Annotated in this window: 20 protein-coding genes; 8 read left to right on the forward strand and 12 right to left on the reverse strand. The window is 66.6% G+C overall.

The features are described 5' to 3' along the window. Positions 1-35 precede the first annotated feature (35 nt). The 3 genes from ACTIMF_RS03665 to ACTIMF_RS03675 all read left to right on the forward strand — a co-directional run bounded on the left by ACTIMF_RS03665 (position 36) and on the right by ACTIMF_RS03675 (position 2,704). On the forward strand, positions 36-242 hold the full coding sequence (locus ACTIMF_RS03665; protein WP_442348919.1) for a hypothetical protein: 207 nt from the start codon (positions 36-38) through the stop codon (positions 240-242). Between the two features lie 292 nt (positions 243-534). Continuing rightward, positions 535-1,575 (forward strand): NAD(P)-dependent alcohol dehydrogenase, encoded by a 1,041-nt coding sequence (locus tag ACTIMF_RS03670; RefSeq protein WP_442348920.1) that lies wholly within the window; start codon positions 535-537, stop codon positions 1,573-1,575. Positions 1,576-1,684: 109 nt separating this feature from the next. Further along, positions 1,685-2,704: an ABC transporter substrate-binding protein gene (locus tag ACTIMF_RS03675; protein WP_442348921.1), complete on the forward strand. Its 1,020-nt coding sequence runs from the start codon at positions 1,685-1,687 to the stop codon at positions 2,702-2,704. A 3-nt stretch (positions 2,705-2,707) separates the two neighbouring features. On the opposite strand, the gene ACTIMF_RS03680 is transcribed toward ACTIMF_RS03675, so the two are convergent. Continuing rightward, positions 2,708-5,593 carry an FAD-binding and (Fe-S)-binding domain-containing protein gene (locus tag ACTIMF_RS03680; protein ID WP_442348922.1) on the reverse strand — a complete coding sequence of 962 codons (2,886 nt, stop codon included), beginning with the start codon at positions 5,591-5,593 and terminating at the stop codon, positions 2,708-2,710. Between the two features lie 272 nt (positions 5,594-5,865). Between ACTIMF_RS03680 and ACTIMF_RS03685 the strand changes: the two genes are divergently transcribed. Both ACTIMF_RS03685 and ACTIMF_RS03690 read left to right on the forward strand, forming a co-directional pair. Further along, positions 5,866-7,920, forward strand: coding sequence for a PhoX family protein (locus tag ACTIMF_RS03685; RefSeq protein WP_442348923.1), 2,055 nt, complete (start codon positions 5,866-5,868; stop codon positions 7,918-7,920). A gap of 99 nt (positions 7,921-8,019) precedes the next feature. After that, positions 8,020-9,141 (forward strand): alpha/beta hydrolase family protein, encoded by a 1,122-nt coding sequence (locus tag ACTIMF_RS03690; RefSeq protein WP_442348924.1) that lies wholly within the window; start codon positions 8,020-8,022, stop codon positions 9,139-9,141. Positions 9,142-9,174: 33 nt separating this feature from the next. Here ACTIMF_RS03690 and ACTIMF_RS03695 read toward each other — a convergent pair whose 3' ends face one another. Together ACTIMF_RS03695 and ACTIMF_RS03700 are read right to left on the reverse strand one after the other, a co-directional pair. Continuing rightward, on the reverse strand, positions 9,175-9,483 hold the full coding sequence (locus ACTIMF_RS03695) for a DUF4190 domain-containing protein (protein ID WP_442348925.1): 309 nt from the start codon (positions 9,481-9,483) through the stop codon (positions 9,175-9,177). A 563-nt stretch (positions 9,484-10,046) separates the two neighbouring features. Continuing rightward, complete coding sequence (locus ACTIMF_RS03700; protein ID WP_442348926.1) at positions 10,047-10,217, reverse strand: hypothetical protein; 171 nt, start codon at positions 10,215-10,217, stop codon at positions 10,047-10,049. Between the two features lie 127 nt (positions 10,218-10,344). Here ACTIMF_RS03700 and ACTIMF_RS03705 point away from each other — a divergent pair, with 127 nt between their 5' ends. Together ACTIMF_RS03705 and ACTIMF_RS03710 are read left to right on the forward strand one after the other, a co-directional pair. Then, positions 10,345-10,875 (forward strand): peptidylprolyl isomerase, encoded by a 531-nt coding sequence (locus ACTIMF_RS03705; protein ID WP_442348927.1) that lies wholly within the window; start codon positions 10,345-10,347, stop codon positions 10,873-10,875. A 118-nt stretch (positions 10,876-10,993) separates the two neighbouring features. Continuing rightward, entirely contained in the window at positions 10,994-11,758 is a 765-nt protein-coding gene (locus tag ACTIMF_RS03710) for a rhomboid family intramembrane serine protease (RefSeq protein WP_442348928.1), read from the forward strand. Positions 11,759-11,763: 5 nt separating this feature from the next. Here the strand turns inward: ACTIMF_RS03710 and ACTIMF_RS03715 are convergent, their stop codons facing one another. Further along, positions 11,764-12,195, reverse strand: coding sequence for a PH domain-containing protein (locus ACTIMF_RS03715; RefSeq protein WP_442348929.1), 432 nt, complete (start codon positions 12,193-12,195; stop codon positions 11,764-11,766). 76 nt (positions 12,196-12,271) lie between these two features. Continuing rightward, complete coding sequence (gene crgA / locus ACTIMF_RS03720) at positions 12,272-12,562, reverse strand: cell division protein CrgA (RefSeq protein ID WP_183369274.1); 291 nt, start codon at positions 12,560-12,562, stop codon at positions 12,272-12,274. 55 nt (positions 12,563-12,617) lie between these two features. On the opposite strand from crgA, the gene ACTIMF_RS03725 reads away from it, so the two are divergent. Further along, positions 12,618-13,262, forward strand: a complete 645-nt coding sequence (locus ACTIMF_RS03725) for an aminodeoxychorismate/anthranilate synthase component II (protein WP_442348930.1) — start codon at positions 12,618-12,620, stop codon at positions 13,260-13,262. 187 nt (positions 13,263-13,449) lie between these two features. Here the strand turns inward: ACTIMF_RS03725 and pknB are convergent, their stop codons facing one another. The 7 genes from pknB to ACTIMF_RS03760 all read right to left on the reverse strand — a co-directional run. Beyond that, a complete protein-coding gene (pknB, locus tag ACTIMF_RS03730; RefSeq protein ID WP_442348931.1) occupies positions 13,450-15,375 on the reverse strand; it encodes a Stk1 family PASTA domain-containing Ser/Thr kinase in 1,926 nt (641 codons plus the stop codon). Between the two features lie 11 nt (positions 15,376-15,386). Beyond that, positions 15,387-16,709, reverse strand: a complete 1,323-nt coding sequence (locus ACTIMF_RS03735; RefSeq protein WP_442348932.1) for a serine/threonine-protein kinase — start codon at positions 16,707-16,709, stop codon at positions 15,387-15,389. Further along, positions 16,706-18,208 (reverse strand): peptidoglycan D,D-transpeptidase FtsI family protein, encoded by a 1,503-nt coding sequence (locus tag ACTIMF_RS03740; RefSeq protein WP_442348933.1) that lies wholly within the window; start codon positions 18,206-18,208, stop codon positions 16,706-16,708. Before ACTIMF_RS03740 ends, ACTIMF_RS03735 begins: the two co-directional genes overlap by 4 nt. Continuing rightward, on the reverse strand, positions 18,208-19,632 hold the full coding sequence (locus tag ACTIMF_RS03745) for an FtsW/RodA/SpoVE family cell cycle protein (protein ID WP_442348934.1): 1,425 nt from the start codon (positions 19,630-19,632) through the stop codon (positions 18,208-18,210). The genes ACTIMF_RS03740 and ACTIMF_RS03745 overlap by 1 nt, the downstream gene beginning before the upstream one ends. Then, positions 19,629-21,053, reverse strand: a complete 1,425-nt coding sequence (locus tag ACTIMF_RS03750) for a protein phosphatase 2C domain-containing protein (protein ID WP_442348935.1) — start codon at positions 21,051-21,053, stop codon at positions 19,629-19,631. Before ACTIMF_RS03750 ends, ACTIMF_RS03745 begins: the two co-directional genes overlap by 4 nt. Beyond that, a complete protein-coding gene (locus ACTIMF_RS03755) occupies positions 21,050-21,514 on the reverse strand; it encodes an FHA domain-containing protein FhaB/FipA (RefSeq protein WP_442348936.1) in 465 nt (154 codons plus the stop codon). Before ACTIMF_RS03755 ends, ACTIMF_RS03750 begins: the two co-directional genes overlap by 4 nt. 111 nt (positions 21,515-21,625) lie before the next feature. Then, the coding region (locus ACTIMF_RS03760; RefSeq protein ID WP_442348938.1) for an FHA domain-containing protein at positions 21,626-21,758 on the reverse strand (133 nt) is incomplete at its 5' end.

The following is a 21,758-nucleotide window of genomic DNA, read 5'->3' on the forward strand; positions in this document are numbered from 1 at the left end:
GCATGCGCAGTGAGCAGCGCTGTTACGGTCTAGCGATGCGACCGCCCCGCGCCGCCGATGACGCCTCGACCTGGCCCGATGATGGGACCGTCACGGCAGCCTCGGCTCTCGAGTTCGCTGTGGCAATCCGGTCCGGTCGGCTCATCTCCCGCCGAGCCGTCGAAGAGCACATCGCGGCCTCGACCGTCGTAGACTTCCGCTCGGTACCCAGGTCGTCGGCGCACCGGGCAACGACCACGTGACGATCGCCGCGGCGCTGGAAATCGAACAGCACCTCGGCGGCTGGGTCCCGCCATCGGCCTGACGTAGCTGGCTCAGTCGCGAGGACTCGCGCATCAGGTGCACCGCTGCGTATTCCTCGATCGCTCCACTATGCGCTGTGATGTTCGCGTCAGCGCATGCGTGCTCATGCATGAGTACGATCGATAAGGGACGTCGCCACCGCCGCGAGACTTCGCTTGCACGCCCGATCATCTCCCGAAGTCCGACGCCGACGCCCCCCACAGACTCCACCAGTTTGATTCAGGAGAGAATTTGCTGACTGTAAAGGCTTACGCCGCAACGTCCGCCACCGAGCCGCTCGTCCCGACCACCATCGAACGTCGTGACGTCGGAGCGACCGACGTCCTGATCGCCATCCGGTACTCGGGCATCTGCCACTCGGACATCCACACCGTTCGCGAAGAATGGTCCTCCGTCACTTACCCGCAGGTCGTCGGTCACGAGATCGTCGGCGAGGTCGCCGAGATCGGCTCCGACGTGACCGAGTTCGCCGTCGGCGACCGCGTCGGAGTCGGCTGCATGGTCAACTCGTGCCGCGAATGCGAGAACTGTAAAGCAGGTATGGAGCAGTACTGCCTCAACGGGAACATCGGCACGTACGCTGCCGTCGACCGAGACGGCACCATCACCCAGGGCGGCTACTCGACGCACGTCGTGGTCGACAAGGACTTCGTCCTGCGCGTCCCCGAATCGATCCCGTACGAGGCGGCCGCACCGCTGCTCTGCGCCGGAATCACCACGTATTCGCCTCTCGCACACTGGAATGCCGGACCAGGCAAGCGCGTCGCCGTCGTCGGTATGGGCGGTCTCGGCCACATGGCCGTCAAAATCGCGGCCGCGATGGGCGCTGAGGTGACCGTGCTGTCGCAGACCCTGTCCAAGAAGGACGACGGTCTCGCGTTCGGTGCCAAGGACTACTACGCGACCAGCGACCCGGAGACGCTCAAGTCCCTGCGCAACTCGTTCGACCTCGTCATCAACACGGTGAGCGCCGCACTCGACTTCGATGACTACGTCAAGCTGCTGCGGCTCGACGGTGTGTGGGTGAACGTCGGTGCGCCGCCCGAGCCGGTCGCGATGCGTGTGTTCTCGCTATTCGCCAACCGGCGGTCGTTCGCGGGTTCGAGCATCGGCGGCATCAAGGAGACCCAGGAGATGCTCGACTTCTGCGCCGAGCACGGCATCGCACCGGAGACCGAGCTCATCGCGGCCGAGAAGATCAACGACGCCTACGAGCGGGTCCTCGCCAGCGACGTCCGCTACCGCTTCGTCATCGATACGGCGACGCTGTAGTCACCCCTGCGATGATCGCGCCGGATAAACGACCGTAGCCATGGGGGGAGCCACCCCTTGCTAGCGTGAGGCTTCCCAAAGTAATTAGCTTCGAGAAAGTAGCTCCCCCATGGCTTACGCCGGACGTTTCCGCCGTTTGGTGGCGATCCTGATGATTGCGGGGCTGGCCGTGGCAGTTCCCGCTTGCGCCTCTGACGACACCGATTCCGGAACCGGGAACACTGACGTCGCGCTGGACGGCGAACGGTTCGGCACCGCGGACGCCGACACCGCGAAGCTGGGCACGGATGCTCAACCGGGTGTGTTTCCGCGTACGATCACGCACGCGGCGGGCACCACGCAACTGGAGAAGGCGCCCGCGCGCATCGTCGTCCTGGACACGGGCGAGCTCGACGAGGTACTCGCTCTCGGCGTCACGCCGGTCGGCATGGTCACCACCGAAGGCGCCGAACCGACACCGTCGTACCTGGTCGACAAGGTGAAGGGCGTCGAGACGGTCGGCACCATCCAGAACGTCAACATCGAGAAGATCGCGACGCTCAAACCCGATCTGATCCTCGGCAGCCAGCTGCGCGTGGACAAACTGTACGACCAGCTCAGTCAGGTGGCTCCGACCGTCCTGTCGATCCGCCCCGGGTTTCCGTGGAAAGAGAACTTCCTTCTCACCGCGGATGCGCTCGGTAAGGAGAAGGAAGCCGTCGACGTTCTGAACCAGTACTCCGACAACGCGAAGGCGCTCAAGGACAAGGTCGATCCCGCGACCACGATATCCCTCGTCCGCTTCATGCCTGGCAAGCTGCGGCTGTACGCGAACAAGTCGTTCGCGGGCGTCGTCCTCAAAGATGCAGGCCTAGCACGTCCCAAGATCCAGGACGTCAACGAACTCGCCGTCGAGATCTCGCGCGAGAACATCGGCAAGGCCGACGGTGACTACATCTTCTACTCCAGTTACGGCGAACCCTCCGCCACCGGAGAGTCGGATGTCGTCTCCGGCCCCGCGTGGAAGCAGTTGTCCGGAGTCCGAGACAACCGATCGTTCCGCGTCGACGACGGTGTCTGGTTCCTGGGCCTGGGCCCGATCGGAGCCGAACTCATGGTGACACAGCTCGGAGAGTTCCTGGGCAAGTAGGAGTCAGTCGTCCGGCTCGGGTGACGGGTCGAGCATCTGAGCGAGATGCGTCGAGGTCTCGCCGGTCAGCTGCCGGACCTGCATCTGACAGCTGAAGCCGTCGGTGAGGACCGGTGCACCGTTGTGCTCGCGCAGAGCTGGGGCGAGCGCTTGCTCAGCCACGGTCATGCTTGTCTGGTAGTGATCGGCCTCGAACCCGAAATTCCCTGCGACGCCGCAACATCCGGTCGCTTCGTGAATATGTGACACGCCGACCGCTTTCAATGCCCGTTGCTGTGTGGGGGCGCCGAACACGGAGTACTCGTGGCAGTGCGTCTGCACGACGACGTCGTCGGGGACCTCATGGGCGGGCTGCCATCCGGCGGCGGCCTGGACGCTGACCTGCTCGGCGAAGCTCCGGATCCGTTTAGCGACGCGCGCGGCGGCCTCGGTGGGCACGAGCTCGGGCAGGTCCTTGCGCATGGTGGCCGCACAACTCGGCTCGGTGACGACGATCGGGCGGTCGGTGCCGTCGTCGAGTGCTGCGGCGGCCCGCCGCAGCCGTTTCTTGGCCTGACCGAGCTGACCGGTCGAGATCCAGGTGAGGCCGCAACACACGTCGGTACGCGTCTGTGCGCAGTGCCCCGCGTCTTCGACGACGCGCCGCGCCGCGCCTGCGACGTCAGGGCGGAAGCCCTTGGTGAACGAGTCGATCATTAACACGACATCGGCGTCGGCCGCGGGCGCGGGACGCGCGAGGATTTTCGTCAGCGCGCGTCGCGACGCGAACGACGGCAGGTCGCGTTCGGTGGTCAGACCGCCGGCCTTCAACGCTGCCGCGCGGAGCGGGGACTTCAACGCCGCGTTCACCAACGGTGCGGTCCGTGACGTGATCACCAGCCAACGGGGCAGCCAGCCGAGCGAATAGTGGGCGGCCGGTCGGCGTCGCCCCCGGTAGTAGTGGTCGAAGAACTCCGACTTGTAGGTCGCCATGTCGACGCCCGTCGGACAGTCCGATGCGCATGCCTTGCACGAGAGACAGAGGTCGAGGACCTCGCGCACGTCGTCGGACCGCCACCCGTCCTCGACGGTCGCAGCGCCGCGGATCATCTCCTGCAGTGCCCGGGCACGCCCGCGCGTCGAATCCTTCTCGTCGCCGGTGGCGCGGAAGCTCGGACACATCACGCCGCCACTGTGCGATCGGCACCGTCCGACGCCGATGCACGACTGCACCGCGTCGACGAACCCCTGACCCGGTTGTGCGTCGGGCGTACCGAGCTCGAAGCTCGTCTGCCATGGGAGGACGGGCACTCCGGCCAACGCGAGGTCGGCGACCGGTTGGACGGGGGACACCATGATCCCCGGATTGAGCAGGCCGTCCGGGTCGAATACCGTTTTGAAACGGGCGAATGCCGACATCATCTCCGGCGAGTACATGATCGGCAGCAGACCCGAGCGCGCTCGCCCGTCACCGTGCTCGCCCGACAGTGTCCCGCCGTGGCGGACGACGAGCCGGGCCGCGGCGTCGAGGAACTGGGTCATCACCGCACGGCCCTCGGCGGTGACTTGGTCGAATGTGATGCGGATGTGCATGCAGCCCGCACCGAAATGGCCGTACATGACACCGATCAGATCGTGCTCGGCGAGCAGTTCGGTGAAGTCGGCCAGGTAGTCGGCGAGGTTCTCCGGTGCCACCGCGGAGTCTTCCCAGCCGGGCCATGACGTGACGGAGCCGCCGTCGGGCAGCGGCAGTCGGGACGACAGGCCCGCACCGTCCTCGCGGACTCGCCACAGTCCCTTGCGAACCACCGGATCGGTGATGACCGCGCCGTCGAGCACCCGCCGGTTGCCGCGCAGGGCGGTGAGCAGACGGTCGGCGGACGCGGACACCTGTTCGGGGCTGTTGCCGTCGAGCTCGACATACAGCCATGCGTGGCCGGGCGGCAGCGCGGCCACCGAGTCAGCTCCCCGTCGGGCGCGCATCGTGTCGACGATCAGTTCGTCGATGCCTTCGACCGCGGACGGCGACCACTTCAGAATGTCGGGTACATCGCGGGCGGCGTCGACGACGTTCTCGTACCCGAGGATCAACAGCAGCGCCGATGGCGGCACATCGACAATCGAAACGGTCGCGGCGACGACCACCGCGCAGGTGCCTTCGCTGCCGACCAGCGCCCGAGCGACGTCGAATCCGTTCTCCGGCAACAGATGTGACAAGTGATATCCGGATACCTGGCGGGGGATGCGACCGAGCTCGGTGCGCAGCGCAGCCATGTGGTCGCGCGTGAGGTCGGCGAGCTCAGCGGTCAGCTGTGCCGCCCGCGCGACGGCCGAGGCATCGGTGGGGTCGGTCGCCTGCACACCCGATCGGGTGGCGGTGGCGCGTGTGCCGTCCGCGAGCACGAGGTCGAGGGCGACAACGTGGTCGGTGGTCCGGCCGTAGCGCACCGAATGGTTGCCGCACGCGTCGTTGGCGACCGATCCGCCGACGGTCGCCCGCGACTTCGACGATGGATCGGGCGCGAAGGTCATCGCACCATCGGTGTGCCGCTCGACCGCGTAGGCCAACTGCGCGAGGACGACTCCGGGCTGCACCGTCGCGGTGTGCGCGTCGTCGTCGATGTCGAGAATCCCGTTCATGTGCCGCGAAAGGTCGAGGACGAGTCCTTCGCCGACTGCGTTGCCCGCCATCGAGGTGCCGCCGCCGCGTACCGACACGGTCACGTTCTCGGTGTGGCACCACGCCAGCGTCGCGCTGACTTCGTCTGCGGTGCGCGGGAATCCGACTCCAGCGGGCGGGACGCGGTAGTTGGAGGCGTCGTAGCTGTAGGTACCGCGTCGGCCGGTGGACGTGTCGACGTCGATCGGGCACGTGGCGAACCGTGTTCCGGTGGCGGAATGTCGGTGCACGACGTGCTCCTCTCGTCGATGTATCTGACGTCAGCCTTCCATGAAGGCGGTCGGTCGGGCCGGACATCGGCGTGTCCTGGTCCAACTCTCACCTATACCGCCGACACCGCCCGTTCTACAGGTCGACTACTCGGATGGGTGAGACTTCTGCCCGCAGCAGCCTGTTCGTCTCGCGTTCACCCCGACGACGACGAACCGTGGGTAAGTCTCCCTATCGTCTGCGGCGTATCCGCTCAGCCCGCGGATGAGAAACCTAGACCGAAGGCGACTACATGCGTATCCCGTTGCAGCTATTCACCATTGGTGGAGACGACGTGGGCCGCTCGGCCCGCGCACGCGTCACCTGCCGTTATAAGTGCGGTGAGGCGTGCTGGCACGAGCCGGGCAACACCAGCGACAACGAGTACTTCCGTGATGTCGCGCGGACGGCGCTCTCGCGCCGGACGGTCCTGCGGGGGAGCGCGGGCGCCGTGCTCGCCGTAGGGGCCACCTCGCTCCTTGCAGCGTGCGGTGACGATGGAGCCAGCTCGAGCGGCGCGCCGTCGTCAACCGGGTCGGGAAGCGGCCCCGTCGACGGCATGAAGTTCGACATCGTTGCACCCAATACCGACGACGCTCTGCGCATTCCCAACGGCTACGACCAGAAGGTGGTCATCCGCTGGGGCGACCCGGTCCTGCCGGGCGCGCCCGACTTCGACTTCGAGCACCAGACAGCGGATGCGCAGTCGAAGCAGTTCGGCTTCAACAACGACTTCGCGGGTCTCATCCCGATCGCAGGCCAGGACGGCAGCTTCTATCTCGTCGTGAACCAGGAGTACACGACCGAGGAGTTCATGTTCCGCGGCTACAAGGAGAAGGAACCGACGCAGGAGCAGGCGCGCATCTCGATGGCCGCGCACGGCATCACCGTCCTCGAGGTGAAGGCATCTGACAAGGACGGCTCGCTGACGCCCGTCGTCGGACCGCGTAATCGTCGTATCACCGCGAGTACGCCGTTCCGGCTGACCGGTCCCGCCGCAGGCACCGAGCTCGTGAAGACCACCGCCGACCGAGCGGGCAACACGATCGCAGGCACCATCGCCAACTGCTCGGGCGGCATCACGCCGTGGGGCACCATGCTCTCGGGCGAGGAGAACTACAACAACTATTTCTCCAACGCGAGCAAGGTGACCGACAAAGCGGCGGAAGCGCACCTCAAGCGCTACGGCTTCGAGGACGACGCCGACTATCACCAGTGGGGAAAGTACGAGACGCGCTTCGACCTGGCGAAGGACCCCAACGAGGCCAACCGCTTCGGCTACGTCGTCGAGGTCGACCCGACCGACCCGAACAGCACACCGCTCAAGCAATCAGCGCTGGGGCGCCTCAAGCACGAGTCGGCCACCATCCATGTGGTCAAGGACGGACCGAACGCCGGCACCGTGGTCGCCTACACGGGCGACGACGAGAAGTTCGAGTACATCTACAAGTTCGTGTCGAGCCGCAAGATCAAGGAGGGCGACAAGCGGCACAACATGGGGATCCTCACCGAGGGAACCCTGTACGTCGCATCGTTCTCCAGCGACAAGCCGGTCACGACCGATGGCGCCGCGGGCAGCGGGAAATGGCACAAGCTGATGACCGTCGCGGCCGACGGTTCGGCGCAGTCGCACATCAAGGGGATGACGGCGGCCGAGGTCGCCGTGTTCACGCGGGAGGCGGCCGACAAGGCAGGCGCGACCAAGATGGACCGTCCCGAGGACATCGAGCCGCATCCGGTCACCGGCAAGGTGTACTGCGCGCTCACGAACAACGACGACCGCGGCGTCGACGGCGAAGAGGGGCCGACGGCCGCCAACCCGCGTAACGAGAACAAGAACGGTCAGATCCTCGAGATGACTGACGACCACGCTGGCGAGTCGTTCACCTGGGATCTTCTGCTCGTTGCCGGCGATCCGAAGGCCGCCGACACGTACTACGGCGGCTTCGACAAGACGAAGGTCAGCCCGATCTCGTGCCCGGACAACGTCGCGTTCGATCCGCACGGCAACCTGTGGATCTCCACTGACGGCAATGCCCTCAAAAGCAACGACGGCCTGTTCGCGGTAGCGCTCGAAGGGGATCGCCGCGGCGAGACCAAGCAGTTCCTCACGGTTCCGCGGGGTGCGGAGACCTGCGGGCCGATCATCGACGACAAGCGTGTCATCGTCTGCGTCCAGCATCCCGGCGAGGAGGACGACTACTCGGCCGACCGCCCGTACTCGCACTGGCCCGACGGAGGCAATTCCCAGCCGCGTCCGTCCGTCGTCGCGGTCTGGCGCAAGGGCGGCGGCGCCGTCGGCATGTGACCTACAAGCCGCGCACCTCTTCTCGGACAACACGTTCCCGGCGAAATCGTCGGTACGACGGCGTACTGTCATCTCCACGGTCTACGAGAGGGGTGCGCGGTGTTTCCGGTACGACGGCTTCTCATCGGAATAGCGGCGTCTGCGCTACTTGTCGCTCCGGCGGTGTCGCCGCCGATCACAATGGCCGAGAGCAACAGTCACGGCTCCCTCATCTCGATGACGGTGCGACCCGACGGCTGGCGTGGGCTGTCGAACGGTCGTGCCGTCGACTACTGGACGCAGGACCCACAGGGTCGTCCGGTCCGGACGAGCGGCGCCGTCTTCGTGCCGACCGGACGAGCACCCGCGGGCGGCTGGCCGATCGTCGCGTACACACACGGCACGTCGGGCTACGGAACCGGTTGCGGTGGACAGAGCTTCGCCGATGCGGAAGCCAATCGCTACATCACGAGGTTGGTCGGGAACGGGTACGCCGTCGTCGCACCAGACTATGTGGGGCTCGGACACGACGACGTCGGTGTCCACCCGTACCTGAACACGCGAAGCGAATCGTCGGCGACCATCGACCTGGTCACGGCCGCGCGGACGCTCGATAATTCACTGTCGAAGAAGTGGGCGGTGACCGGCGACTCGCAGGGCGGACAGGCCGCGCTCGCCACGGCCCACCGGCAGAAGTCTTACGGCCCCGAAACGGACTTCCGTGGGGCGGTCGCGATCGACCCCGAGTCGGACGTCGAGAAGATCATGCCATTCCTCGGCCCGTACGTCCCGACGCTGCCGGCACCGATCGACGGCTCCTACGGATTCCTCCTCGCGACGCTGGCCGGCCTTCGACAGGCCGATCCGGGCGCGCACGTGAACTCGTACCTCACCCCGTACGGCAAGCACCTCGTCGACCAAGTCGGAAAGACGTGCGACGGTCCTGAACTTCCCGCGGACCTCGCCTTCGGATCGCTGCTGTCGCGACCGTTGACCACTCCGCAGATGACGTCGGCGCTCCACCGCTACATGGCGGTCCCGGTCAGCGGCTACGACGAGCCGATCCTACTGCTCCTGAACACGCTCGACACGACCGTGCCGTCACCGCTGCACGCGAAACTCGCGGCCGACTTCGCCCTGAACCGCGTGCCGTTCACCACCGTCGTCGGCAACGGCTCGCACACCGATATGAACGCCGCCCAGTGGCACGCGTTCGACCGCTTCTTCGCGCGCCGCCTCTAGCGCTGCCGACCGCGTCGGGGCTCGGAGCGCCGCTCAGATGAGAATCCACAGGTAGGCGATGATGCCGAGGACCAGGAAGACGATCCAGAGCCAGCCGACGATGATCGCGGCACTCGCGAACTCGCGGCCGACGCCACCGTCGGCGTCGATCTCGTTGCGCGAGCGGTATCCGAGCCAGATGCCGAACGGCGACGTGATACCCAGTCCGGACAGGACCAGGGCGACGATCGCGACGACGTTGACGGTGTCGTTCGACGCGGCGGAAGATCGGCGAGACATGGCCGAGCGCGGAGACGCGGAGGAGGTGGCCACAGGGTTCTCCTTGGCGGCTGGGTCCGTCACGGAAGGACGGGACGTCTGTGAACTGTTCGACGGCCGATTGCCGGTCGGCGTAGTGCCGGCCGCGGAACCACCGACGGGAGGTCGACTCTGGCCCGACCGGTTGGGCGTTTGTCCCGACGGCGGCTGGGGGCGCCCCGACAGCGGACTCGGATCGGGAACGGCCGAATAGGCGAGTCGCCGAGGCTCGGAGCTCGAAGCGTCCGACGGCGCGTCGTTCGGCCGCCGCGGCGGCATGGAAGGCGTAGCCGGTGGACGCGGAGGCTGGCGCGGCGTGTGCCGGGGAGGCGTCGGCCCCGAGCCCGAAGCAGGTGCTCTCGGAGTCGGGGGTCGCGAGGCAGCGGGCCCGGAAACCGGGGGACCCGACTGTGGGGGACCTGACGGGCCAGGTCGCGACGAGAACGGTCCGGACGCAGGCGGCCCGGATGCCGGAGAACCCGACGGCCGGGGCGTCTCACCGGTGTTAGGAGCCGACGGCGGCGAGGGCCGCGGGACAGCACGGTGCGACGGCACCGGCCCACTGTTCGCGGGCGGTGTGCTGGGGCGTGGATCGTCGGTCGTCACGCCTACAAACTACCTGCTTGGACGTCATCGGCATCGGACGATGGCGCGTCGACCCGTGGAATGATCGGCGAGACGGGCGGGTGCTCGGTGCGCGCACGCCGCAACACGATGACGCCGGCGGTCAGCAGGAACACGAGAACCGCACCCGCGGCGACGAGAAGTTTTTGGCGCATCCTTCCAGGTTGCCAGGTGAAACCGGGACACGCCAGGTCCCGGGGACGTGGCGGTTAGCACGATTTCCCTCGCTCCGCTCGCCCCGTTACGAGCAGCAGCGGCGCGATGTCGTACAGACGTGGTTGTATGGAGAGCGTGAGTGAGCAGAACAAGACCGCGACCCTGCACACCAATCGCGGCGACATCGTCATCGAACTCTTTCCGAACCACGCTCCGAAGACCGTGGCGAACTTCGTCGGACTCGCCGACGGCTCGAAGGAGTACTCCACTACCAACGCCAAGGGCGAGTCCAGCGGCCCGTTCTACGACGGCGCGATCTTCCACCGCGTGATCTCGGGCTTCATGCTCCAGGGCGGCGACCCGACGGGCACCGGCCGCGGCGGACCGGGCTACAAGTTCGAGGACGAGTTCCACCCCGAGCTGCAGTTCGATCGTCCGTACCTGCTCGCGATGGCCAACGCCGGACCGGGCACCAACGGCTCGCAGTTCTTCATCACCGTCGGTCCGACCCCGCACCTGAACCGTCGCCACACGATCTTCGGTGAGGTCAAGGACGCTGCGTCGCAGGCCGTCGTCGACGCCATCGGCGCCACCAAGACCGGGCCGGGCGACCGTCCGGTCGAGGACGTCGTCATCGAGAGCGTCGAGCTCTCCTGAAACAACTCGGGAGCACCTGTTGAACCAGGTCTGCTACCGGCATCCCGACCGCCCCACCGCGCTCTCCTGCACGCGGTGCGGGCGGTCGGCGTGTCCGGAGTGCCTACGTCCTGCATCGGTGGGACAACACTGCGTCGACTGTGTCGCGCAGGCGAACGCCGCCCAGCGTGGGACGGCTCCGACCGTCGCGCGGCGAGACTCCAAGCCCGTCGTCACGTACACGTTGATCGCGATCAACGTCCTCGTCTTCGGCGCCGTCATGCTGCAGGCAGGCGGCACGGGTACCCGGGATCTCCTGTCGTCGACGATCTACACCAACGGCGTGCTGGTCAACGGCGGGGGATTCGACAACCAGTACTGGCGTCTGTTGACGTCGGGCTTCCTGCACCAGAGCGTGCCGCACCTGGCGCTCAACATGTTTTCGCTGTACATCATCGGTGCCGACCTCGAGCGCGTGCTCGGACGCGCCCGCTATCTTGCGATCTATCTGGTCGGGCTCCTCGGCGGAAGTGCTGCCATCATGGCCTTGCAGCAGGAGCCGACGCTGACCGCGGGCGCGTCGGGCGCCATCTACGGTCTGATGGGCGCCCTGTTCGTCATTCTCGTGAGACTCAAGGCGCCGCTCACCACGGTCATCGTGATCATCGTGGTGAACATCTTGTTCTCGGTGACCGTCCCGAACGTCTCGATACTCGGTCACCTCGGCGGACTCGTGTTCGGCGCCGCGTCCGCAGCAGTCGTCGTCTGGTTACCGACGGCGATTCTGCCTCCGATCAAACGCACGCAGGCCGCTGTCGACCGGATCGGTTGGTACGGATTGATCGTGCTCGCCGTGGTCGCTCTGGCCATCGGTGCGGGCATCGGGCTCGGCGCGAGCGTATAGCGGTGCTAACGCTCCTCGACCCGGAATCCGGCGTCGGCGAGTTCGTCGGCGACGGCGCGGGGGTCCGCCCCGAGGTCCCACCGCCCGAAGACCAACAACCGATCGTCGGGCAGGTCGATCATCAGTTGGCGGCTGTGCGCCGCCAGCCTGCGGGTACGTAGCGTCGACACGCGCTCCACGTCGTCGAGCGTCAATACGATGCGCCCCGTCAACGTCCGAACGGTAAGCGTCGGCCCAGCACTCAGAGCCAGACGCGGTCGGCGGATCAGCATGACGACACCGGCGACGAGCACACCGACCGCTGCGACGGCCAGGAACACCGTGGCCGCCGGGTCTGCATACGACGCGGCCGCGGCTGCCGCCAAGGCGACGCCGCCGACGACGAGAGCGATACCGGCGGTGACCGGCGACGACCATTCCTTCTGCACAGTTCTCACAGAGTTATCCCCAGGAGTTATGCACAGTGGGGATGAATTACACACATGTGATTTCCCCACTGTGGAGAAACTCCGGTCAGCGCCAACCCATCGTCATGAGCAGTCCGACCACCATGATTCCGAACCCGATGAGCATGTTCCACGGGCCCAGCTCGGACATCCAGTGCAGGAACTTGCCCTCGGCTCCGAAGGTGTCCTGCGTGGCGCCCAAGTAGTAGACGAGCAGCCATAGCAGGCCGATAAGCATCAGGCCGAACATGACGGACTGGTAGAGGACGCCCGACGGGCCCGCTTTGACCTTCACCGGGGTGCGGCTCGCACTGTTGACCGTGTAGTCGGTCTTCTTCCGGACTTTTGACTTCGGCATACCCTCCACGGTATCCCAGCTGCACCGCCAGCAGCCAAAACGATAACCTTTAGCGGTGCGCATCCTCGTCATCGACAACTACGACAGCTTCGTCTACAACCTGGTCCAGTACCTCGGCCAGCTCGGTGTCGAGGCCGTCGTCTGGCGCAACGACGACGATCAGCTCGACGACCTGGAAGCCGTCGTCGCCGATTTCGACGGGATCTTGTTGAGCCCGGGTCCCGGGACGCCCGACCGCGCTGGCGCCACCGAGCCGATCATCCCGATCGCCGGTGCTGCGGGCACCCCGCTGCTCGGCGTGTGCCTCGGCCACCAGGCGATCGGCGAGGTGTTCGGCGCGACCGTCGGGCGCGCTCCGGAACTGCTGCACGGCAAGACCTCGCTCGTCCACCACAACGGAGCAGGCGTGCTCGCGGGACTGTCCGACCCGTTCGTCGCCACTCGATACCATTCGCTGACCGTGGACCCGGCGACGATTCCCGACGAGTTGATCGTCACCGGAACCACCGACACCGGCGTCGTCATGGCGTTCGAGCACCGCGACCTGCCGATCTCGGGCGTCCAATTCCACCCCGAGAGCGTCCTCACCGAGGGCGGTCACCGCATGCTCGCCAACTGGCTCCGGGTGTGCGGCCTTCAGGTCCCGGAAGAGCGCATCGCTCAGCTAGAGAGCGAGATGGCGAAGGCGCTCGGCGCGTAAGGCCAGCGTCCGCCGGTCGCTGGTTGAGCGAAGTCGAGACCCCTACGCATGTGACGGCGTTTCGTGCCTACCCGTTGGTCGAGCGGAGTCGAGATCCCGCCACAAACGATCTCGACTCCGCTCGATCAGCGTGGTCGGAAACCCGCTCGATCAGCGTGGTCGGAAACCCGCTCGATCAGCCAGCAGATCAGAACAGCGATTCCTTACCGACGACCACCGACACCGACTCGCTCTTACGGAGCTTGCTGCCGGCGGCCGGGCGTTGGGACATGACGCGGCCGTCGTCGCGGTTGCCGAGCGGAACCTTGCGCTCGGTGATGTTGATCGTGTTGGGATCCCAACCGGCGGAGACGAGCGCGGCCTGCGCCTGATCGGGCGTCTTACCGCGCAGGTCGGGCACCGTGAACTGGTTGCCGCGCGAGACTACTACCTGGACGGTTGTGCCGACCCGGACCGAGGTGCCTGCGTCGGGCGACGTGCTGACCACCTGGCCTTCCGGGAGTTCGGAGTCGGCTTGTACGGTCACCACTTCCAACTGCATCTGCTCGAGCGCCGTGGTCACCTCGCCCTCGTTCTGGCCGACCAGATCGGGGATCGTGACCTCGCTCGGCCCGGTGCCGATGTACAGGACGACGGTGCTGGTGACGGCCACGGTCGAGTTCGTCTGGGGGGTGGTCCGGACGATCTTGCCTTCGAGTGCCGTCGTCGACTCAACCTTCTCGGTCTTGATGGTCTTGAAGCCTCGCGTCTGGAGCAGCTTGCGTGCGTCCTTCTCCGTCTTACCTCGGAGATCGGGCACAGCGGTCCGCTGTGGTCCGGACGAAATGTAGAGCGTGACCTCCGAACCCTCGGGGGTCGGAACGTCGTCCCCGGGGACAGTCCTGGTCGCGAGGCCTTCGGTGATCTCCGAGCTCGACTCGCGTTGCTCCTTGACGGTGAACCCGGTCTGCTGCAAGTTGGCCTTCGCGGCCTCGGCGGTCAGCCCTGCGACCTTCGGAACGGCGACTGTCGGCTGCTCGTCCCCACTACTCCACGGAGCCCACGCGAGGAGGCCCCCGACGAGGGCGGCGATCAGCAGCAGAGCCACCACCATGATGAACGGCTTACGACGATGCAGTGGTGTCGAATCGTCCTCCATCACCTCCGACAGTCGGTGGCTGTTGCGGCGGGACGGGGCCTGCTCGTTACGAGCGGAGTTCTGCGTCGACTCGATGAGGTCGGTCTGCTCCTGGTCGGTCAGCAGCATCGGCGCCGACGGCTTGCCGCCGGCCAGGACCTTGATCAGGTCGGATCGGAAGTCGGCCGCCGTCTGGTAGCGGTTGGCGGGGTTCTTGCTCATCGCCTGCATGACGATGGAGTCCAGTTCGGGCGACAGCTCGGGCCGGACCGTCGACGGACGTCGCGGGTCCTCGTGCACGTGCTGGTGGGCGACGGCGATCGGCGAGTCGCCGGTGAACGGAGGCTCGCCGGTGACGAGCTCGAAGAGCACGCAGCCCATCGAATAGATGTCGCTGCGAGGGTCGACCTTGATGCCGCGGGCCTGTTCGGGCGACAGGTACTGAGCGGTGCCCATCACGGCGGACGTCTGCGTCATGGTCGCCGACGTGTCGTCCATGGCGCGCGCGATGCCGAAGTCCATCACCTTGACCGCACCGGTGCGGTCGATCATCACGTTGGCCGGCTTCATATCGCGGTGGACGATGTTCGCGCGGTGGGAGAAATCCATCGCGGCGGCGACATCGGCCATCCATGTCATCGCCTGCTTGGGTGCGATCACACCCGAGTCGGTGGCGCGCAGGATGTCGCGGAGCGTATCGCCGTCGACGTACTCCATCACGATGAACGGCAGCGGGCCTTCGCCGGTGTCGGCTTCTCCGGTGTCGAAGACCTGGACGATCGACGGGTGGGTCAGCTTGGCCGCATTCTGGGCCTCGCGCCGGAAACGCAGATAGAACGACGGATCGCGAGCCAGATCGGCGCGCAGCACTTTGATCGCGACGTCCCGATGCAGCAGGAGGTCACGCGCGTATTGGACTTCGGACATGCCGCCGAAGCCGAGCGTCTCACCGAGCTCGTAGCGCTCGGAGAGGTAGTGCGGATCGAAGTCGCTCACATCTTCTCGCCTCATCTAGTGGGGATCGTGACACCGGGTAACACTTCGATGCCGTCGCTCTGCGACGGTGTCGTCTCTTCGTCCGTGGGCGTGGTCGTGTCCTCGGTCGGCGTGGTCGTGTCCTCGTCTGTCGTCGACGTCTCCTCCTCGGTCGACGTCGGTGTCGTCTCCTCCTCGGTGGTCTGGGTCTCCTGCGGCTGTTGCGTCTGCGTGACGGTGACCGGAGTCGAGTTCCGGGGTTCGACCGGATCCTTCGGACTGCTGGTGATCCACCACGCGACCAGGCCGATCGCTGCCAGGAGCAAGAGGACGGCAACAGCGGTCAAGACCTTGTGCGTGGTGCTCCACCCGCTGTCGTTGTCCGGCGTCGGTGCAGGTGACGGGGACGTCATGGGTCGCGACACCGGCGCGGGTGTCGGCGAGGTCATCGCTCGGGTGGCACTCGGGGCGGCGACGGGGGCGGCCACCCCGCCCGCAGTCCGCGGACGCGGCGGACGGTGCCCGGCCCGGACAGCGGCGACGGCATCGGCGAACTCGCCGCCCGTCGCGTACCGCTGCGCGGGATCCTTCGACAGCGTGATGTCGATGAGCTCGCGTACCGGAGCGGGAATCGACGACGGCAGCGGCGGCGGAGTGTCCTGGATGTGCTTCATCGCGACGGTGATCGCACCGTCGCCGAGGAACGGACGACGTCCGGTGAGCGCTTCGTATCCGACGACGCCGAGCGCGTACACGTCCGACGCGGCCGTCGCCTCGCCGCCCATCGCCTGTTCGGGCGAGATGTACTGGGCGGTGCCCATCACCCTGCCGGTCTGGGTCACCGGGGCCGAGTCGACGGCCTTGGCGATGCCGAAGTCGGTGATCTTCACCTGTCCGGTCGGCGTGATCAGGATGTTGCCGGGCTTCACGTCGCGGTGCACGAGGCCGGCCGTGTGCGCGGCCTGCAGGGCGCGTCCGGTCTGCTCGAGCATGTCGAGGGTGTGCGATAGCGCCAACTGGCCCATCCGGCTGATCACGGAGTTGAGCGGCTCGCCGTCGACGAGTTCCATGACGAGGTAGGCCAGCGGGTCGCCGCCGTTGCGGTCGGGTGTCTCGCCGTAGTCGAAGACGTTCGCGATGCCCGGGTCGTTCAGGCGAGCCGTCGTCTGCGCTTCCGTGCGGAAACGCGCGAGGAACTCGGAGTCGCTCGAGTACTCGGCCTTGAGGACTTTGACGGCGACGCGACGTCCGAGACGGGTGTCGAGCGCCTCCCACACCTGTCCCATGCCGCCGGTCGCGATCAACCGGACCAGGCGGTACCGGTCGGCGATGATGGTCCCGTTCTGCAGGCTCATCGGCCACCTCCCGTATATGCGTTCATCACTGCACGTCCAATCGGGGCGGCAACCGTGCCGCCGTAAGAGTTCTGTCCCTGAGCGCCGTTCTCGAGCATTACTGCCACCGCGATGCGTTTGTTGGTGCCCGGCGAGAACGCGATGTACCAGGCGTACGGCGTCTCCCCGCCTTCGGCACTGTCCGAGTGTTCGGCGGTACCGGTCTTCGACGCGATACCCGGCTGCGAGCCCGCCGTGTTCTGCTCCGACTTGATCATCATGTCGGTGAGGGTGTTGGCCTGATCGGCGGTCAACGGACGGTTGAGGGTCGTCGGCGACGTCGTCGCGATGGTCCGCAGGTCGGCCGTTTGCAACTTGTCGACGAGGTACGGCCGCATCCGCGCGCCACCGTTGGCGACGGTCGCCGCGATCACCGCGTTTTCCAACACGGTGAGCCGCACGTCGCGCTGACCGATCGCCGACTGGCCGAGCGCGGCGAGGTCGTTGTCGATGTCGCCGACTGAGCTCTTCGCGACCGGCATCGGGACGCCCGCCGGGTCTTCGCCGACGCCGAACGTCTTCGCAGTGGACGTGAATTGCTCGGGCTTGTCGCCGGGGACCTTCTCGGTGAGTAGTTGCGCGAACGCGGTGTTGCACGAGTACTCGAACGCCTGCGTCAGCGTGACGGTGCCGTTCGACGATCCGGGACACGTCGACCCGGAGTCGTTCGAGAGGTAGGTGCCGCTGTCAGGCAGCTGCCAGCGCGACGAGGGGGTGAGTCGGGTGTCGGCACCGAGCCCGGCGTTCAACGCGGTTGCCGTCGAGACCACCTTGAACGTAGAACCGGGCGGGTACAGGGCGGAGATCGCTCGGTTGACCAGCGGTGAGTCGGCCGAGTCGTCGGTCATCGACGTCCACGCCTTCTCTGCCTCGGCGAAGTCCTGAGTGGCGATCGCGTTCGGGTCGTAGCTGGGCGAGGAGGCCATCGCCAGGATCTTGCCGGTGCCGGGTTCGATGGCGACGACCGATCCTCGACACGGTCCGTCGCAGTCGGCGTTCGCCAGCTCCCGGTAGGCGGTGCGCTGGAGTCGTGGGTCGACGGTCGTGACGACGTTGCCGCCACGTGGGTCACGTCCGGAGAACATGTCCATGAACCGCTGGGTGAACAACCGGTCGTCGTTGCCGTTGAGCACTGAGTCCTCGGCGGCCTCGATGCCGCGGTCGGCGCGGTACACGAACGAGAAGTAGCCGGTGACCGGGGCGAAGGCCCGCGGATCGGTCGGGTACTTGCGGAGGTACTTGAACTTGTTGTCGGTGGCCACCGACTCGGCGATCACCGTGCCGTCGGAGGCGACGATGACACCGCGCTGACGGGAGTACTCGTCGAGCAGTACCCGCGAGTTGCGGGAGTCGCTGCGCAGGGCGTCGGCCTTGAACACCTGCAGGTAGGTGGCATTGGCGAGCAGGGCGATCACCAGGACGATCGCGGCGATCGCGACGCGTTGGATGGGTTTGTTCATCAGCGCTGCACCACCTGGGTGGCCATCGCGTCGACGCTGCGCTTGGGTTTGCGTTTGGGAGCGTCGGGTTCGCGGGCCGCGTTGGAGATGCGGATGAGCAGGGCGAGCAGCAGATAGTTGGCGAGCAGCGACGAACCGCCGTAGGCGATGAACGGCGTCGTCAGACCCGTCAGCGGAATCAGCTTCGAGACGCCGCCGAACACGACGAACAGCTGGAACACGATGGTGAACGAGAGGCCGGCCGCGAGCAGCTTGCCGAAGCTGTCGCGGACGGCGATCGCGGTGCGGAGACCGCGGATCACCAGGATCAGGTAGATGAGGACGATCGCGGTGATGCCGACCAGCCCGACCTCCTCGCCGAAGCTGGTCAGGATGAAGTCGGTGTTCGCGAACGGGACGATGTTGGGGCGTCCGGACCCGAGGCCGGTCCCGAACATGCCGCCGGTGGCGAACCCGAACATGCTCTGCGCCACCTGATACCCGTACGTGTCGTATTGCTCGAACGGGTCGCGCCATACGGCGACGCGCATCTGGAGATGGAAGAAGAGTTGGTAGGCGATGACAGCGGCCAGCGCGAACAGCGTGATCCCGAGCATCAGCCAACTCGCGCGCCCGGTGGCGACGTACAGCATGGTCAGCACCGTCACGAAGATCAGCAGCGACGTGCCGAGATCGGATTCGAAGGCGAGCACGCCGACGGCGATCGCCCATGCCGCGATCAGCGGCCCGAGGTCGCGGGCGCGCGGGAAGTCGATGCCGGCGAACTGTTTGCCCGCCGTGGTGAACAGGTCACGGCGGGACACGAGGAATGACGCGGTGAAGATGATGATGAGGATCTTCGAGAACTCGCCGGGCTGAATGTTGAAGAAGCCCGCGCGGATCCAGATCTTGGAGCCGTTGATCTCCGACATCGACGACGGCAAGATCGCCGGGATCGCGAGGAACACCAGCCCGCCCAGGCCCAGCGTGTACGCGTAGCGCGCCAGCGCACGGTGGTCGCGCAGCAGCGCCACCAGGAGCGCGAACAGCACGATGCCGATGAACATCCAGAGCAGCTGCTGGTCGGCGTTGTGTGTGCGCTCGGTCTCTTTGAGGAGTTCGTCGGCGCGCGCCGAACCGAGGTCGAGGCGATGGATCATCACCAGGCCGAGACCGTTGAGGGTCGCGACGGCGGGCAGCAGTAGCGGATCGGCGTACGGAGCGAAGTAGCGCACCACCAGGTGCGCCGCCGCGCACATGGCCGCGAACGCGGCGACGAACTTGGCGACTTCCCAGGTCAACGGATCGCCTTGGGCCAGTTCGACGATGATCAAGGCGACGGTGACGATCGCCACGGCGAAGCCGAGCAGCACCACCTCTGTGGTGCGGCCCGTGTTGGCCGGTCGTGTCGTCGGGGGTGCGTGCCCAGCGGGAGTCGACGTCATCCGGCCTCCCGGCAGAGGGGCTGGCCGTCGGCGTCGGTCGTGGGTGCCGGCGCCTGTGTGGTGGTGGTCGGCTTGTTATCGCCCGGCTTGTCGTCCTTGGGCTTGTCGGTGTCGCCAGGTTTCGGCGCGGGAGCGGGAGGAGCGCACAGCGGTAGGAACTGGAGTTCGTTCTCGATCCGTTCCTGCGTTGCCTGCAGTGAGAGGTTCTTGATGCTCTGCGACTCGACGGTGTTGCGGCTGATCTCGGTGAGATCGTCGACCAGCATGGGGGAGCAGTCGGTGTCGGCGTCGACGAAGCTGACGGAGGGCTCCTCGGCAGACGCGTCGTCGACGCAGGCCCGTTGATTGGGCGATTCGACGGTGAAGAACAGGAGTTTGTCGGGTGTGCCGTGGTGGATCTCCACGGCGCCGTCGTCGTTCACGGTGACGAAGTTGCTGTTCATCGCTTGCGAGCGGACGACGAAGAAGGCGGCCACGAGCGCGGCGATCACCACCAGTACGCCGATGATGGCAAGCGGCCAGCCCCAGCCGCGTTTCCGTTCGGATTCGTCGGCGTCCGCAGTGATGGTGGGTCGAGCTGTCGCCGGCGCAGGCGGACGCAGGGCGGCCGCACGGCCCGCGGCGGTCGTCGGGTCGGGAACGTACCCGTCCTGGTCGTCGTCCCCGGCAGCGCCGCCGAGGATGGGACGCGATTCGCCGTACTGGTCGTCGACGACGTCGGCGACGACGACGGTCACGTTGTCGGGTCCGCCGCTGCGCAGTGCCAGCTCGATGAGACGGTCAGCGCATTCGCGATGGTCGTCGATGCCGCCGAGCGTGTCGGCGAGGGTCTCTTCGCTGACGACGTCCGAGAGACCATCACTGCACAGGAGGTAGCGGTCGCCTGCCCGCGCCTCGCGCATGATGAGAGTCGGCTCCACTTCCTGCCCGGTGAGGGCGCGCATGATGAGCGACCGTTGCGGGTGTGAGTGGGCCTGTTCGGCGGTGATGCGACCTTCGTCGACGAGACTCTGAACAAAGGTGTCATCGCGCGTGATCTGGGTGAGGTCGCCGTCGCGATGCAGGTAGCCGCGGGAGTCGCCGACGTGGCACAGGCCGAGCCGACTGCCTGCGAAGAGGATCGCGGTGAGCGTTGTGCCCATGCCCTCGAGTTCGGGCGTCTGCTCCACCTGGTGGGCGATCGCCGCATTGCCGACAGCGGTGGCGCGACCGAGGGCGTCGAGGAGGTCGCCGCCGGGTTCGTCGTCGTCGAGTCCGCGCAGAGCTTGGATCACCAGTTGGCTCGCGACCTCGCCTGCCGCGTGGCCGCCCATGCCGTCCGCGAGCGCCAACAGGCGTGCACCCGCATAGACGGAGTCTTCGTTGTTCGACCGCACGAGCCCGCGGTCGCTTCGCGCTATGTAGCGCAGGACGAGTGTCACGGGCGTAGCTCAATCACGGTCTTGCCGACCCGGATCGGGGTGTTGATCGGGGCGCGGACGGCGGTGGTCACTTTGGCGCGGTCGAGATATGTGCCGTTGGTGGAGCCGAGGTCTTCGACGTACCAGTCGTCGCCGCGTGGCGACAGTCGGGCGTGGCGTTCGGACGCATAATCGTCGGTGAGGACGAGCGTCGAGTCGTCGGCGCGACCGATGAGGACGGGCTGCGCGCCGAGGGTGATGCGGGTGTTCGCGAGGGCGCCGGCGGTGACGACCAGATACTTGGCCGATCCGCGAGAGCGTGAGGTGCGTGCGCGGCGATCGGATCGGCTCGAGCCGATCGGGATCCGACCGCTGGTGGCAGCCGAGAGGTCGCTGCGCATGGTGCGAATGATGGCGTAGACGAACAGCCACAACAAGATGAGGAACCCGAAACGGGTCACCTGCAACAGGATGCCCTGCACCTGCGTGTCACCTCCCTCACGAAGAACATCGACATCCGGGCGGTCGCCTGGATGCAGTCAACTGCCGGGGGATGCGTTGATCCCCCGACAGCATCTTAATGCGGGTCCCGCCTACTGGAAGCGGACGGTGATGTCGGAATGTCCCACACGGATCCGATCGCCGTTGGCGAGTTCCCACGCGCTGACCTGAAGGTCGTTCACGGTGGTGCCGTTCGTCGAGTTCAGATCGGTCAGCATCGCTGTC

The sequence above is a fragment of the Gordonia sp. (in: high G+C Gram-positive bacteria) genome, assembly GCF_052106715.1.
GTDB lineage: Bacteria > Actinomycetota > Actinomycetes > Mycobacteriales > Mycobacteriaceae > Gordonia.

Bases quoted from the DNA above. Each gene is read 5' to 3' on its own strand.
- ACTIMF_RS03665 (WP_442348919.1), top strand. From the start codon at position 36: ATGCGACCGCCCCGCGCCGCCGATGACGCCTCGACCTGGCCCGATGAT.
- ACTIMF_RS03675 (WP_442348921.1), top strand. From the start codon at position 1,685: ATGGCTTACGCCGGACGTTTCCGCCGTTTGGTGGCGATCCTGATGATT.
- ACTIMF_RS03685 (WP_442348923.1), top strand. From the start codon at position 5,866: ATGCGTATCCCGTTGCAGCTATTCACCATTGGTGGAGACGACGTGGGC.
- ACTIMF_RS03700 (WP_442348926.1), bottom strand. From the start codon at position 10,217: ATGCGCCAAAAACTTCTCGTCGCCGCGGGTGCGGTTCTCGTGTTCCTG.
- ACTIMF_RS03705 (WP_442348927.1), top strand. From the start codon at position 10,345: ATGGAGAGCGTGAGTGAGCAGAACAAGACCGCGACCCTGCACACCAAT.
- crgA (WP_183369274.1), bottom strand. From the start codon at position 12,562: ATGCCGAAGTCAAAAGTCCGGAAGAAGACCGACTACACGGTCAACAGT.
- ACTIMF_RS03735 (WP_442348932.1), bottom strand. From the start codon at position 16,709: ATGAGCCTGCAGAACGGGACCATCATCGCCGACCGGTACCGCCTGGTC.
- ACTIMF_RS03740 (WP_442348933.1), bottom strand. From the start codon at position 18,208: ATGAACAAACCCATCCAACGCGTCGCGATCGCCGCGATCGTCCTGGTG.
- ACTIMF_RS03745 (WP_442348934.1), bottom strand. From the start codon at position 19,632: ATGACGTCGACTCCCGCTGGGCACGCACCCCCGACGACACGACCGGCC.